The sequence below is a fragment of the Carboxylicivirga longa genome, assembly GCF_050589825.1.
In the GTDB taxonomy this organism is placed as follows: Bacteria; Bacteroidota; Bacteroidia; order Bacteroidales; family Marinilabiliaceae; genus Carboxylicivirga; species Carboxylicivirga longa.
In genome coordinates, this window is record NZ_JBNGOZ010000027.1 from 39,595 (window position 1) to 54,254 (window position 14,660).

Genomic DNA, 14,660 nt, shown 5'->3' on the forward strand with positions numbered 1-14,660 from the left:
CTACAAATTAAGATTGTAGTTAATACTCTTATAGTTTATTTCTCCCTGTATTGAAAGATTGGGTTAGGTTGTAATTGCTAATTTATGATTTAACGAGGGGTGACTTATTTGATAATTCCGAGTGTGTCAGATAATTTTTTGTATCAATACACTCTAATCCAATATGGAGATTGATATTGATAGAAAAAAAGATAGAGGTTGTTAGATTAAGTTAAAAGCTAATCATGTTGTCTGTAAAAATCAAGTGCTAATAATGGCCATAAAGTATTGTGCGATAGTAGTTGTCTTGAAAAGTATATGATATAATGGATTTAAAGATAAATATTGGGGCTGCAAATATTCTCCCTTTGATATTAATAATTGTAGGTGAGTGTATAACGCCTGTTTCTAATTTAGTTGGCGTTATTTTTAAAAATATCTCGATATTGCTTGCATTGGTTATAATTATTTTCTCGAAGCAGAAACATAGCAATGTAGTCCTTTTTTATATACTTAATATTTTTCTAATTACCGGAGTGATAATATCTTTTAGTTTACCTGCAGCCTTAATTTCTTACTATAAATATCTTTTTCCATTTATATTTCTTTATTATGGGTATACAATAAAAGATTCCAATAAATTAATATCAGTTCTATTTGTCTTTTCAATCATTAATAACCTTTCTCAGGTTGGTATTTATATTTTATGGTTATTGGGGTACAGCCTATGGTTTTTTAATGTAACTGATAGTGGAATAGCTTACTCTAATTCATTTATGGGTGTACTACGTGGAACTGGTTTGTTGGTTTTTTTTGGGGCTTATGGATTTTTTAATCTAGTTGTTTTCTTTATTGCTTATTTTTACAATTCAAACTCAAAACTTAGAAAATGGGCATTAGTTTTATCTTTGCTAGGAGTTATCTTTAGCTTTTCAATGAAGGCTTATGTTGTGTTTATCCTATTATTGATTCTTTTTTATAAAAATAGAAAAATAATTTTCACAACATTTCTGAGTATCTCTATAATTCTAGCACTTTTCTTCGTTAGTGTATTTGAGGAGTTTTCAAATCAAATTATGCTTCGCCTGATGTTGTACATTGTCGATGGAGACTCTGTTAGGGCAGAGTCTTACCGCGTTATGTTTAATGAAGTGGCGAATCTAAACTTTGTTGGACAAGGATTAGGAGCATTTGGAGGAGCTGAGTCAAGGGCTTTTAATTCACCATTTTATAATGAAGTTAACTTTAATTGGTTTAGTACGCCACATTTGGCTACCACTGACACATATTATCCTCATTTATTTGTAGAAGTTGGTCTCATTGGTGCCATTTTTTATCTCATGGTTCTTTGTTTACCGCTGCTAACGAAAATTCATTTAATGAAGAAAAATAGTGTAAAAGTAGTTTGTGCTATATATATAGCCATTCTATTTGATAGTTTGTGGTCATTTGGACTTAATAATTTGATATATGCTAGCTTGTCGTTAACTTTTATATATCCAATACTAAGATGTAAATATTTTGATAATGATAAACGCGATCTATATATACAGGATAGCTAACTTGCTCTATAGATATAAAGTACCTTTAATACCAAGTTTTCTAAAATTAGTTATTTTTTTAGTTTACAATAGTAGTATTCCGTACCAATGTACAATAGGAAAAGGAACACGATTAGGATATGGTGGTATTGGTGTTGTGATTCATAAAAGAGCAATCATAGGGAACCACGTAATGATTGGCACGAATGTAACTATTGGAGGTAAATCTGGTCATTATGATGTGCCGAAAATTGGAAATAATGTATATATATCAACTGGTGCAGCTGTGTTAGGGCCTATTGTTATTGAGGATAATGCTGTGATAGGTGCCAATGCAGTAGTTATATGTGATGTTGTAAAAGATGCTGTAGTTGGAGGTGTACCAGCCAAAGAATTAAAGACTAAATAATAGATGAAGTATGGATTTAAATAAAGTACTATTCATTGGGCCTTACCATAGTAAGGCTAAGGGAGGAGTAAATTCAGTTCTTTGTACATACCAAAAGTTTATAACAGGATTTTCATGTGTTTCTACCTTTCCTTTTTATTATAAATTAGTAAACTATTTATTATCTCCCTTTATTTTGGTACACACCATCTTTAGTGCAATTTTTTCCACTAGGAAAATTATTCATATACATGGGGCCTCATATGGCTCTTTTTTTAGGAAATATATTATCTATAAATTTGTTAGCGTATTTAGCAATAAAAAGATAGTATATCATATACATGGTGCAAATTTTGAATTATTTTCCAATAAAGCAAGCTATTTTACAAGAATTTGCCTGAAAGATTTTATTGAGAATGTTGACCAGATTATTTGCTTATCTGAGTCATGGAAAAATTACTTTACTCAAACTTATAATATTAAGCGAATTGCTGTAGTAAATAATATTGTTCCAAAACCTAATATTATAGAAAAGCAACCTACAAATAATGAATTTGTCAAATTCTTGTTTCTAGGACGAATTGGAGATAGAAAGGGGGTGTTTGATTTAATAGAGTCAATTGCTAAACATCGGGATTATCTTAACGGCAATTTTAAATTGTTTATTGGTGGGGATGGTGAAATTCAAAGACTCCAGAGAGAGATAAAAGAGAGAGAGATTTCCGATTTGGTTGAGTATGTAGGTTGGGTTGATGGAAGAAAGAAAGAGCATTTATTGAATAACTCGGATGTGTATATTTTACCTTCATATAATGAAGGCTTGCCTATTTCTATATTAGAAGCAATGTCATATGGATTACCAATTATTTCAACAACTGTTGGAGGGATTCCTGAAGTTATTAAAGGAAATGGCTTTGTTATTGAGCCTGGTAATCAAGAAATGCTTTTTAGGTGCATAAAACAAATGATAGAAGTAGATAGGCATGAGTATTCTTATTGCTCAAAAGGATTGATACGGTCCTTTTATCCTGAGAATGTAATTTCTCAATTAAGTAAAATTTATATCGAGTTATTGTATTCTGATAGGACTAAAAATAAATCTTGCTCAAAGTAAATTTTTTAAATTAGCAGCCTGTTGGACTTTAGGCAATTTTAGGTTTTTCTCTCGTCACCCTTATTCGAGACATGAGCATAGATATGCGATTCTTATTACCTTAACTAGTTAAGGCCGATTCATTGCTAGAGTAGTTTGAAAGTACTTTAAGGTTTTGATTGTTTAGAGTGTGAGGTTTGTTTTCTTAATTTATACTATCGTCAAAGTCTCCAAAAGAAAAGTATTTGGTAGTTGTCATTTGTGATGAGCAGGGAAGTGTATTACTTCAGTCAGAATATTCAGCTTTACCTATTTGGAGTTTAAAATAGGATATAATTGTACTCGATGAGAAATGTAACCAAAATGAATTATTTGAGATCAGGACGAAGTTTTCATGGGAGAAAGGTATCTTAAAGCTCATAGGTGTATGTATCGTTTTTGAGAGGTTGCAATACAGTGTATTATAGTCATAGAAGTGTAAGTAAAAGAAGAGTAATGAGTATCACCAAGTTTAAAATCTCGCTTTTAAATAAATTATCGAAGTGTAATCGTTTTACTGGATTAATTTTTGCTAAGATTAATTTCTCAAATACATTGGTTTATGGAAATAAGTTTAAAGCTTATAAGAATCAACTTCATGATAAAAGGTGTCTGAATGAAAAGCAGCAGTTTGAGCTTATTAGGCAATTGTTAGATAAAATTGAAGGACAAGTTGCGTTTTATGAAGATGTTGAATTGGATTCAATTAATTCAATATACGATTTTAAGAAGCGACTCCCCTTAATCGACAAGGATATTGTTCTCAATAATTATGACAAGTTCTTAAATAAATCATCCAATGATTACGATGTGTCTACAACAGCTGGTACCTCTGGCAAACCGATGAAAATACGGTTGCCAAAGAATAGGTATATCGTAGAGTATGGTACTTTATATCACCACTGGGAAAAAGTGGGTTATAAGTTTCATTTAAGAGGAGTATTGCGTAATCATAAGTTTGAAGGTAACAAGTGGTGCTTCGTCAATCCAATTACTAAAGAAGTAGTTTTTAATAATTTCGATAGTAGTGACGAGAATTACTATCGCATATATAAAACACTAAAAAGATATAAGATTAAATTTCTACATGCATACCCTTCGGCAGCTTTTAGTTTTTTTTCTTATCTAAAGAATCAGGGATTTACTTTGCCATCATTAAAGGCTGTACTAGCTAGTTCTGAGAATATTTTAGATAATCAACGCTATCTTATAGAAGATATATTTAAGGTTAAATTGATGGGGTTTTACGGACATAGTGAAAAACTTGTTTTTGCTGCTAATTGTCCTAATAGCAACCTTTATCATGTTGATCAATATTATGGCTTTTTTGAATTGATTGATCAGGATGGCAACGATGTTCTTGAACCTGGTGGGGTAGGTGAAATTGTTGGAAGTACCTATTACAATGAAGTTATGCCCCTACTTCGTTATAAAACTGGGGATTTTGCAGAGTATTATGGATCGAAATGTCCACATTGTGATTATGAAGGGATCGTATTGTCGAAAATTTTAGGTCGCTGGCAAGGCGATAAAGTGTATAATAAAGACGGCTCTTGGGTAAGCACTACAGCCTTGAATCTTCACACTGAAATTTATGATAAAATTGATGGTTTGCAATATCGCCAAGTAGAAAAAGGAAAGTTGGAGGTTATGATTATACCCAATGAGAAGTTTGATGAAAACGATGAAATGGCACTCAAAGATCATTTTAAAAGTGTTTTGAATAATGATGCTGAAATTGAGGTGAAGAAAGTTAGAGAATTGATTAAACATAAAAATGGAAAGTTTCAATTATTACTCAGGAAATAATTTCAAAATTACTTTTTTGAAACTTGAGAATTATGTTTCTCAAGAGAATTTTAAGGGCTGGGATCCCTACGATGGATTAAATAGCAAGCTTTTTCAGTTACTGCCATTTAAGAAATATCGTTTCTGTAAATTGGCCTGGATTCAACTTTTCAAGCGAAGTTCATTGAATTACAGAAAAGTTACCGGAGTACCTAAAGAATATAACCCTAAAGCGTTGGGATTATTTTTATCAGCTGAATGTAAGAATTTTGAACGAGAAAAAAAGAGCCAATCAAGTGAGAGAATTGATTTTCTTGTCAAGAAGATATTAGATTTGAAATCAAGCGGGTTTAGCGGTTCATGCTGGGGCTATAATTTTGATTGGCAAGCGCGTGCTTTTTTTCAACCAGAAGGTACACCTACAGTTGTGGCAACCTCTTTTATCGCCAATGCACTTTTAGATGTCTACGATTTATTTAAGGATCCAAAGCTTTTAGCTGAAGCTCGTTCGGCTTGCGATTTTGTTCTTAATGACTTAAATCGAACGCATTTGTCTGATGGTACTTTCTGTTTTTCTTATTCACCATTAGATAAAACGCAGGTTTATAATGCATCTCTACTAGGTAGCAGACTCTTGGCAAGGGTATATTCATATACGAAGGAAGAAATTTTAAGAGAAACAGCTGAGGGGAGTGTTAAATACTGCGTAAAAGCTCAAGAGAAAGATGGTTCGTGGGCTTATGGTACCTTGCCGTTTCACCAATGGGTCGATAATTTTCATACCGGGTATAATTTAGAGTGTCTTACAGATTACCAAAAGTATACAGGTGATACACAGTTTGAAGGTGTTATTCAAAAAGGCTTAGACTATTATTTAAAAAACTTCTTTACTGAGGAAGGGATACCAAAGTATTACAACAATAAAGTTTACCCAATTGATATTCACGCTCCTGCTCAATTGGTGGCTACCTTATTTAAGTTAGGTAAACTCAAGGAGGAGAAAGTTTTAGTAGAAAGGGTTTTAAATTGGACGGTTGAAAATATGTTTGACACCTCAAAAGGGTATTTTTATTTCCAGAAGAAGAAATACTTTACTTCCAAGATTCCTTACATGCGATGGGCACAAGCATGGATGTATTATGCATTATCATTTTACTTATATGAATTTAGAGAAAAATAGAATTACAGATGTTAATCTGTTCTCTATTCCTATTGCAGCAGTTACAATGCAACAAACAGTTGCACGGATTGCCGCTGCAATAGAAACGAATACAGAACTTCAGCATGTAGTGGTTAATGCCGGAAAGATTGTGGCCATGCAAACTGATGCTGAATTACGCGATTCGGTATTGGATGCCGATTTAATTAATGCCGATGGTCAGGCTGTGGTATGGGCATCAAAGATTTTGGGGCAACCTTTGCCCGAACGTGTGGCAGGTATTGATCTGATGCTGAACCTGGTAAAGATGGCTCATGAAAAGGGCTTAAAGTGTTATTTTCTGGGTGCTAAAGAAGAGGTTGTTAAAAAGGTAATTGATGTTTTTTCTAAGACATACTCACCTGATGTTGTTGCAGGTTATCGCAATGGTTATTTTAAAGGGGAAGACGAAGAACAAATAGCTAGGGATATTGCAGCAAGCGGTGCGCAACTATTGTTTGTGGCCATCTCCTCACCTAAAAAGGAAATCTTCGTCAATAAGTATAAATCCATTATGAAGGTGCCTTTTGTAATGGGAGTTGGGGGAAGTTTTGACGTGGTAGCAGGTGTTACCAAACGAGCGCCGTTGTGGATGCAAAAAGTAGGTTTGGAATGGTTTTATCGTTTTGCCCAAGAGCCAAAGCGTATGTGGAAGCGCTATTTGGTGGGTAACTCCAAATTTATATGGCTGGTTCTTAAGGAACGATTTAAAAAGAACAGGTAAATAATGCTAAATAAGATACTTTTTAAGGATAGAGGAGCTTCCCTGATAATGGGAATGCTCCTTTTGTTTTTTATAAGTGATGCTTTAAATGTCATACTGTCGCACACCAACTATTTTGCTACTTTTCCCATAAGCGCTCACATTAAGCTCTCTGCCATTACCAAGGGAATGGCTATGGTATGCATTGTGTCTTACTTTTTGTGGTATAAGAAATATCTCCCACATATAGGGCTTACATTACTTTTGGTTAGTTTTTTTGCTTTGGTAGGCATTAACTTCAGTGATAATACACACCTTTTTACTTGGTTAATTCGCCTCTTTAAGCTGGCCTTGCCTTTTGTCCTGTACTACTTTATAAAGGATCGATCTATTCCACAACGCTCTTATGTCTTTAAGCTATTCGCAGGCTTAATCCTTCTTCAATGCATAACGGTGATAGCAGCCTTTATATTCGATTGGCCGGTATTTTTAACTTATGGAAGTCACCGTTTCGGTTATTCAGGTTTTTTAATAGCTCAAAACGAAGCCAACTTTTTTTATGTGATTGCTTTTGTTTTTTTATGGGCACAGTATAATAACACAGGACATAAGCTCTATGTGTTTTCACTGGTAACGCTACTACTGGCTTCTGCTTTGTTGGGGGCGAAGGCCATTTTATCTTATATGCCTCCGCGGCTATTTACTTTGTTTTTACTCAAAAGCGAATTAATAAATGGCGTTTGTTAGGTGGAGTGCTCTTGGCTGGAGGACTGTTAATGTATGGGCTGTATACAATGGGTGTTTTTGACTTTTATCGTACTTTTTTACAAGAGGCCGATTTGCTAACGATGATTACTTCGTTTAGAAACCTTTTAATACTGGAGCGCTTACCCGCCGTATTTGAGAATTGGAGTTGGTATAATTATTTGTTTGGCGGTGTTAATCCGGCTACGAGCTTCGTGGAGATGGATATGATAGATATGTTTACCTATGGTGGGATTGTTGGTTCCGGTATTTATTACTGGGTTCTATTTAAGACGCTGTTTAAGTTTAAAATGAATAATTATTTGGGTTGGTTCTTGGTGAGTCAGTATTTTATTATTGGGGGTTTGGCAGGTCATGTATTTGCCAGTGGTATTAATGCAATTTATTTGGCTTTAACGTGCTATTATTTGCAGGGTGCAGCGACCAGGGAACAAGATTCAGTTATCTGGAAGCAGGTGAGAGGTGGGATATGAGTGGTGAGATGTGAGTAATGAGACTGATGGACAATCTTTACAATCCACTCAATCTTATTTCAATCACTTTAATCTCCTCAATCTTTCAGGTTCACGCAAAGAACGCAAAGTGTTTTAGCGCCAAGACCGCAAAGAATTTGGATTGTGTGGACACGAGAATGTCGAAGTACTTTATTCTTTATCAATCTCCTCGATCTTTAATTTCATGCAAAGGACGTAAGGTCGTAGAGAAAAGAATGAAGCGAAGAGAGGTGAGTTTTCTCCGGTCTTCGATCGCCTCAAACAGCGAAGCTGTTCATCCGTGAACATCTGCGCCAATCAGCGGACAAAAGAAATAGCAGATAGAAGGACACAGATTGAGTTGATTAGCACATCATGTATTTTCTGTGCATACCAGTTTCCCGATTTCTCAATTTTCCAATTCATAAGTTTTCCAATAAACTCATTAACTGATAAACTATTCAACTTTATAAAGAATTTCCGTATCTTAGCCTTATGCGTTTTATAAGCATCGTCATATTATTCGTGTTGAGTATGTCGATTTCTTTATCACAAGAGAAAGAGGTGGTGATTCCGTATACTCAGGCCGACCGTGATCGAATGGTCCGGGTGGAAACACGTCTGGATAATGTCGAGAAGAGTCTGGATGATTTACGTGTTGAAGTAAGAGAGAGCCAGGCAGCACTGCGTAAAGAAATGCAGGAAGGTCAGGCGGAGCTGCGTAATATGATCGCGGGTTTGATTTATTCCATCTTTGGCTTGATCGGTGTGTTGATTGCGCTGGTTATTTGGGATCGGCGTACGGCTATTAAGCCGGTATCATCTGCCTTGGATATGGAGAAGCAACGTGTCAGTGAAGAGATTCGTTTTCGTAAACGGGTTGTGAAGGCCCTGAAGGAAGCTGCCGAGAAGGATAATAACATACGAGAAGCCTTGAAGCATGCGGGGTTGTTGTAGTAGTTTATTGAGAGGTGAGAGGTGAACAGTGAGTAATGAGACTGATTTGAAATCTAGTAAATCTTTACAATCCACTCAATCTCATCAATCTTATTTCAATCATTTCAATCTCCTCAATCTTTCGGTTCACGCAAAGAGCGCAAAGTATTTTAGCGCCAAGAACGCAAAGAAATTGGATCGTGGAGACACGAGAATGGCGAAGTCCTTTATTCTTTATCAATCTTATTTCAATCTCCTCGATCTTTAATTTCATGCAAAGGACGTAAGGTCGTAGAGAAAAGAATGAAGCGAAGAGAGGTGAGAGGTGAGTTTTCAATCCCCTCAAACAGCGAAGCTGCTCATCTGTGAACATCTGCGTCAATCTGCGGACAAAAGAAGTAGGAAGGGGATGAGACAGATTTACATAGCTTGTCTTTTCAGTTAACAATTAACCAATTCCCCAGTTCCTTAATTTATCAGTTCATCGTCTCACCGCTTCACCAATAAACTTATCAACGGATAAACTATTCAACTTTATACAGAATTTCCGTACCTTAGCCTTATGCGTTTTATAAGCATCGTCATATTATTCGTGTTGAGTATGTCGATTTCTTTTTCACAAGAGAAAGAGGTGGTGATTCCGTATACTCAGGCCGACCGTGATCGAATGGTTCGGGTGGAAACACGTCTGGATAATGTCGAGAAGAGTCTGGATGATTTACGTGTTGAAGTAAGAGAGGGCCAGGCAGCACTGCGTAAAGAAATGCAGGAAGGTCAGGCGGAGCTGCGTAATATGATCGCGGGTTTGATTTATTCCATCTTTGGCTTGATCGGTGTGTTGATTGCGCTGGTTATTTGGGATCGGCGTACGGCTATTAAGCCGGTATCATCTGCCTTGGATATGGAGAAGCAACGTGTCAGTGAAGAGATTCGTTTTCGTAAACGGGTTGTGAAGGCCCTGAAGGAAGCTGCCGAGAAGGATAATAATATACGAGAAGCCTTGAAGCATGCGGGGTTGTTGTAGTAGTTTATTGAGAGGTGAGAGGTGAACAGTGAGTAAAGAGGCTGATGGACAATCTTGTCAATCTTTACAATCCACTCAATTTCACTTCAATCTTATTTCAATCACTTTAATCTCCGATCAATCCCTTGGTTCACGCAAAGAACGCAAAGTATTTTAGCGCTAAGGGCGCAAAGAATTTGGATCGTGGAGACACGAGAATGGCGAAGTCCTTTATTCTTTATCAACCCCCTCAATCTTTTCAATCTCATCAATCTTTCTTCAATCCTTTCAATCTCAGTCAATCTACCTCAATACCCATCATCTCATCAAGCAATAAACTTCTCAACTTTACAAATAAATTCTGTATCTTGCTTTAAAAAGGAGTATTTCAGATAATATTTTTATATTTCGATATATAAACTAATCTATAATGTCTAAAGTAGCACTCATCACCGGTATCACCGGTCAGGACGGCGCGTATCTTGCCGAATTTTTATTGAAAAAAGGATACGTGGTTCATGGTATCAAACGTCGTTCATCTTTGTTTAACACCGATCGTATCGACCATTTGTATCAGGATCCGCATGTGGAGAACCGTAACCTGATTTTGCACTATGGTGACCTGACCGATTCCATGAACCTGACCCGTATCATTCAGGAGGTGCAGCCCGATGAAATTTATAACCTGGCGGCCATGAGCCATGTGAAGGTAAGTTTTGACACGCCAGAATACACGGCCAATGCGGATGGTCTTGGTACTTTGCGTATCCTTGAAGCTATTCGTTTGTTGGGCCTAAGTGAGAAGACGCGCGTGTATCAGGCTTCTACATCCGAGTTGTATGGTTTAGTGCAGGAAGTACCACAAAAAGAGACCACCCCTTTCTACCCACGATCACCATACGCGGTGGCCAAGATGTACGCGTATTGGATTACCGTGAACTATCGTGAGGCTTATAACATGTTTGCCTGCAACGGTATTTTATTTAACCACGAGAGTCCGCTGCGTGGGGAGACCTTTGTTACGCGTAAGATTACCCGTGCGGTATCGAAGATTGCTTTGGGTATGCAGGATTGCCTGTACCTGGGTAACATGGATGCGAAACGTGACTGGGGCCATGCCAAGGATTATATCAAAGCCATGTGGTTAATTCTGCAGCAGGATCAGGCTGAGGACTATGTGATTGCCACTGGTGTAACTACGACTGTTCGCGACTTTGTGAAGATGGCCTTTGGCGAAGTAGGCATTGAGTTGGAATTTAAAGGTAAGGATGAAGCCGAAGTGGGCGTGGTTAAAGCCTGCTCTAATCCTGATTATCAGGTAGCTGTTGGTACCGAAGTGGTGAAAGTAGACCCGCGTTACTATCGTCCAACGGAGGTAGAGTTGCTAATTGGTGATCCAACTAAATCAAAAGAAAAACTAGGCTGGGAGCCTGAGTACGATCTGGCTGGCCTGGTAAAAGACATGATGGAATCGGATGTAAAACTGATGAAGAAAGATCGTTACCTGAAAGAAGGTGGGTACGAGGTTCTCAACTATTTCGAATAACATAGAGAAGATAAAACAAGAGAAGTGAGCGGTGAGAAATGAGTGTGATTATGGGACAAATAAATAGTTTCAGAGATTTAATTGTTTATCAGAAAGCGTATCATATTTCTATGAAGATTTTTGTTCTGACAAAAACATTTCCCAAGGAAGAAAGATATTCACTAGTCGATCAGGTTCGACGCTCATCCCGCTCTATTTGTGCTAATTTGTCGGAAGCTTGGGCAAAAAGAAGATATGAGAAAGTCTTCATAAATAGGTTAACTGATTGTTTAGGTGAAGAGTTTGAGACTGAAACTTGGTTGAAGTATTCTGTCGATTGTAAATACATTACGGAAGAAGACTATGTCATATTAATGAATGAATATGAAGAAGTAAGAAAAATGCTTATTTCAATGATTAAGAGCCCGGGAAAATTCTGCAAGTAAGATGTCTCATCTCTCAATTCTCACCTCTCAAATCTATAATCATCAATTATGAATAAAGATTCAAAGATATATGTTGCCGGCCACAAAGGATTAGTCGGCTCGGCACTATGGAAGACATTACAAAATAAAGGCTATTCAAATTTACTTGGGCGAAGTATCGACGAGCTGAACCTGATGGATGCCCTGGCGGTTGATAAATTCTTTAGTGAAGAAAAACCGGAGTATGTGATTCTGGCAGCGGCTAAAGTGGGTGGTATAGTGGCCAATAATACCTACCGGGGTCAGTTTATTTACGAGAACCTGATGATTCAGAATAACGTGATTCATACAGCGTACAAACACGGTGTGAAGAAGTTATTGTTCCTGGGTTCCACCTGTATCTATCCGAAAGAGGCACCACAGCCCATGTCGGAGGAGTGCTTGTTGACCTCACCCCTGGAGTACACCAATGAGCCTTATGCCATTGCCAAGATTGCGGGCATCAAGATGTGTGAGTCGTACAACCTACAGTATGGCACTAACTTTATTTCGGTGATGCCTACTAACTTGTATGGTCCCAACGACAATTTCGACCTGGAGAAGTCGCATGTGTTGCCGGCTTTGGTGCGTAAGAATCATTTGGGCAAATGCTTGCAAAACAATGACTGGACCGCCTTGCGTGCCGATTTGGATAAAAACCCCATCGAAGGCATCAATGGCAATCATTCCGAAGAAGAGATATTGTCAATCCTTGACAAGTACGGCATTCGTTTAATTAGTGAAGATTCGTCCAATTCACGTGTATCGATAGAGATATGGGGAACGGGCAAACCCATGCGCGAATTCCTGTGGTCGGAAGAGATGGCAGCAGCCTGTGTGTATGTGATGGAAAATGTTGATTTTAAAGATACCTATCAGGCAGGTGCCGCTGAGGTACGCAATACACACATTAACATTGGTACGGGTAAGGAGATATCTATCCGTAGTTTGGCTGAGACCATCAAGGAAAAGGTAGATTTTGAAGGCGAATTGGTGTTTAATACCGATAAGCCGGATGGTACCATGCGTAAGTTAACCGATCCGTCCAAGATCCATGATTTGGGTTGGCACCATCATATTGATATCGAAGAAGGGATTGAGAAGATGTATCAGTGGTATACGAAGTAGAGGTGAGCGTTGAGCGTTGAGAATTGAGTAATCTGGGAAATTATGGCACAGATAAATAGTTTCAGAGATTTAATAGTATGTCAGAAGGCTTATGCAGTTTCGATGGAAATTTTTCTGTTGACGAAGCGTTTTCCTAAAGAAGAAAGGTATTCCTTAGTAGATCAAATTCGACGTTCATCTAGATCAATATGTGCTAATTTGGCTGAAGCCTGGGCTAAAAGAAGATATGAAAAAGTATTTATAAACAAGCTAACGGACTGCCTCGGCTAGGAATTTGAAACGGAGACGTGGTTAAATTACTCCTTGAACTGTGGGTATATAAAAGACGAAGATTATAAAGAATTACTAATGAACTATGAAGAAGTCAGAAAGATGCTGATCTCAATGCTCAGGCACTCTGAGAAATTTTGCATTTAGGTTTTCTCATTTCTCGAATTACTATGAACAACAACTACCTAATCATTATGGCCGGGGGCATCGGTTCGCGCTTCTGGCCCATGAGTACGCCCGATACGCCCAAGCAGTTCCTGGATATCCTGGGAACGGGACAGACGATGATTCAGCAAACCATCGGGCGACTGGATGGCATTGTGCCCTTCGAAAATGTGTACATCGTTACCGGTAAGCGTTACCGCGACCTTGTAAAGGAGCAACTGCCCGATATCCGCGAGGAACAGATACTGATGGAGCCATGCATGCGCAATACGGCACCCTGTATTGCCTACGCCTGTTATAAGATACAGCAGAAGAATCCGGCGGCGAATATTGTGGTCGCACCTTCTGATCACCTGATCACCGATGAGGCAACCTTCCGTTCCGTCATTGCTGAAGGACTTGATTTTGTAGCTTCCAATGAGGTGCTTCTGACCTTAGGTATAAAGCCACATCGTCCGGAGACGGGTTATGGTTATATACAGTCAGGGATCGGGCAAGGTGGTCCGTTCTTGAAAGTGGAGGCTTTTAAAGAGAAACCCGATCGACAGACGGCTGAGCAGTACCTGGCAGAAGGTCATTATTTTTGGAATGCCGGCATCTTCCTGTGGTCGGCACAATCAATCATAAAAGCTTTTGAACAGTATTTACCTGAAGTCGCGGCAATCTTTGAGCAAGGGAAGAAAAAATATTACTCCGATGAGGAACAGGCTTTTATCGACGAGTATTTTCCTCAGTGTGAGAATATATCCATCGACTACGGTATAATGGAGCATGCGGATAATATCTACACCAAGCCGGCCAGTTTTGGTTGGTCAGATTTGGGTACCTGGGGCAGTCTGTGGGAGAAACGCAGTCGTGATGAACAGGGCAACAGTGTGGTAGGCGATGCCGTGAAGATCTATGACTGTAGTAATAATATCATTACCGTACCTGATGGGCGTAAGGTAGTGCTACAGGGACTGAATGATTACATTGTAACGGAAGCCAATGATGTTTTTATGGTGTGTAAAAAAGAAGATGAACAAAGTATCAAGGTGTTTCAGAAGGATAGTTGATGAAAAGAAGCTTGTAAAGTCTTCAAAAGGAATAGGAAAGGTAGCATTCTCGCGATGCTACCTTTCTTTTGGCACTTTCAGAAGTGATACTTATGAAGAACAATATATGAGGTTAATCTTTGTTGATTAGCCTTTTTGTTTTTCATA

General features: G+C 37.9%; 14 protein-coding genes and 1 pseudogene. All 15 read left to right on the forward strand.

Features of this window, described 5'->3' with window-relative positions:
• The first annotated feature begins 305 nt into the window (after positions 1-305).
• Complete coding sequence (locus ACRD7A_RS17235; RefSeq protein ID WP_430812588.1) at positions 306-1,541, forward strand: hypothetical protein; 1,236 nt, start codon at positions 306-308, stop codon at positions 1,539-1,541.
• A complete protein-coding gene (locus ACRD7A_RS17240; protein ID WP_430812589.1) occupies positions 1,507-1,929 on the forward strand; it encodes a serine O-acetyltransferase in 423 nt (140 codons plus the stop codon). The genes ACRD7A_RS17235 and ACRD7A_RS17240 overlap by 35 nt, the downstream gene beginning before the upstream one ends.
• Before the next feature lie 10 nt (positions 1,930-1,939).
• Positions 1,940-3,022, forward strand: a complete 1,083-nt coding sequence (locus ACRD7A_RS17245) for a glycosyltransferase family 4 protein (RefSeq protein ID WP_430812590.1) — start codon at positions 1,940-1,942, stop codon at positions 3,020-3,022.
• A gap of 474 nt (positions 3,023-3,496) precedes the next feature.
• Positions 3,497-4,849 carry a phenylacetate--CoA ligase family protein gene (locus tag ACRD7A_RS17250; RefSeq protein ID WP_430812591.1) on the forward strand — a complete coding sequence of 451 codons (1,353 nt, stop codon included), beginning with the start codon at positions 3,497-3,499 and terminating at the stop codon, positions 4,847-4,849.
• Between the two features lie 16 nt (positions 4,850-4,865).
• A complete protein-coding gene (locus ACRD7A_RS17255) occupies positions 4,866-6,008 on the forward strand; it encodes a prenyltransferase/squalene oxidase repeat-containing protein (RefSeq protein ID WP_430812592.1) in 1,143 nt (380 codons plus the stop codon).
• Entirely contained in the window at positions 5,989-6,750 is a 762-nt protein-coding gene (locus ACRD7A_RS17260) for a WecB/TagA/CpsF family glycosyltransferase (RefSeq protein ID WP_430812593.1), read from the forward strand. Before ACRD7A_RS17255 ends, ACRD7A_RS17260 begins: the two co-directional genes overlap by 20 nt.
• Before the next feature lie 3 nt (positions 6,751-6,753).
• Positions 6,754-7,476 carry a hypothetical protein gene (locus ACRD7A_RS17265; RefSeq protein ID WP_430812594.1) on the forward strand — a complete coding sequence of 241 codons (723 nt, stop codon included), beginning with the start codon at positions 6,754-6,756 and terminating at the stop codon, positions 7,474-7,476.
• Complete coding sequence (locus ACRD7A_RS17270; RefSeq protein WP_430812595.1) at positions 7,470-7,967, forward strand: hypothetical protein; 498 nt, start codon at positions 7,470-7,472, stop codon at positions 7,965-7,967. Before ACRD7A_RS17265 ends, ACRD7A_RS17270 begins: the two co-directional genes overlap by 7 nt.
• Before the next feature lie 534 nt (positions 7,968-8,501).
• Entirely contained in the window at positions 8,502-8,924 is a 423-nt protein-coding gene (locus tag ACRD7A_RS17275; RefSeq protein ID WP_430812596.1) for a hypothetical protein, read from the forward strand.
• Between the two features lie 580 nt (positions 8,925-9,504).
• The gene (locus ACRD7A_RS17280; RefSeq protein WP_430812597.1) at positions 9,505-9,927 is read left to right on the forward strand and encodes a hypothetical protein; all 423 of its coding nucleotides are present in this window, start codon (positions 9,505-9,507) and stop codon (positions 9,925-9,927) included.
• A gap of 409 nt (positions 9,928-10,336) precedes the next feature.
• Positions 10,337-11,452: a GDP-mannose 4,6-dehydratase gene (gene gmd, locus ACRD7A_RS17285; RefSeq protein WP_430812598.1), complete on the forward strand. Its 1,116-nt coding sequence runs from the start codon at positions 10,337-10,339 to the stop codon at positions 11,450-11,452.
• Positions 11,453-11,502: 50 nt separating this feature from the next.
• Positions 11,503-11,877, forward strand: coding sequence for a four helix bundle protein (locus tag ACRD7A_RS17290; RefSeq protein WP_430812599.1), 375 nt, complete (start codon positions 11,503-11,505; stop codon positions 11,875-11,877).
• A 48-nt stretch (positions 11,878-11,925) separates the two neighbouring features.
• Positions 11,926-13,023, forward strand: coding sequence for a GDP-L-fucose synthase family protein (locus ACRD7A_RS17295; protein WP_430812600.1), 1,098 nt, complete (start codon positions 11,926-11,928; stop codon positions 13,021-13,023).
• A 42-nt stretch (positions 13,024-13,065) separates the two neighbouring features.
• Positions 13,066-13,440: pseudogene (locus ACRD7A_RS17300) on the forward strand (four helix bundle protein).
• Positions 13,441-13,463: 23 nt separating this feature from the next.
• Positions 13,464-14,513: a mannose-1-phosphate guanylyltransferase gene (locus tag ACRD7A_RS17305; protein ID WP_430812601.1), complete on the forward strand. Its 1,050-nt coding sequence runs from the start codon at positions 13,464-13,466 to the stop codon at positions 14,511-14,513.
• The last annotated feature ends 147 nt before the right edge of the window (positions 14,514-14,660 follow it).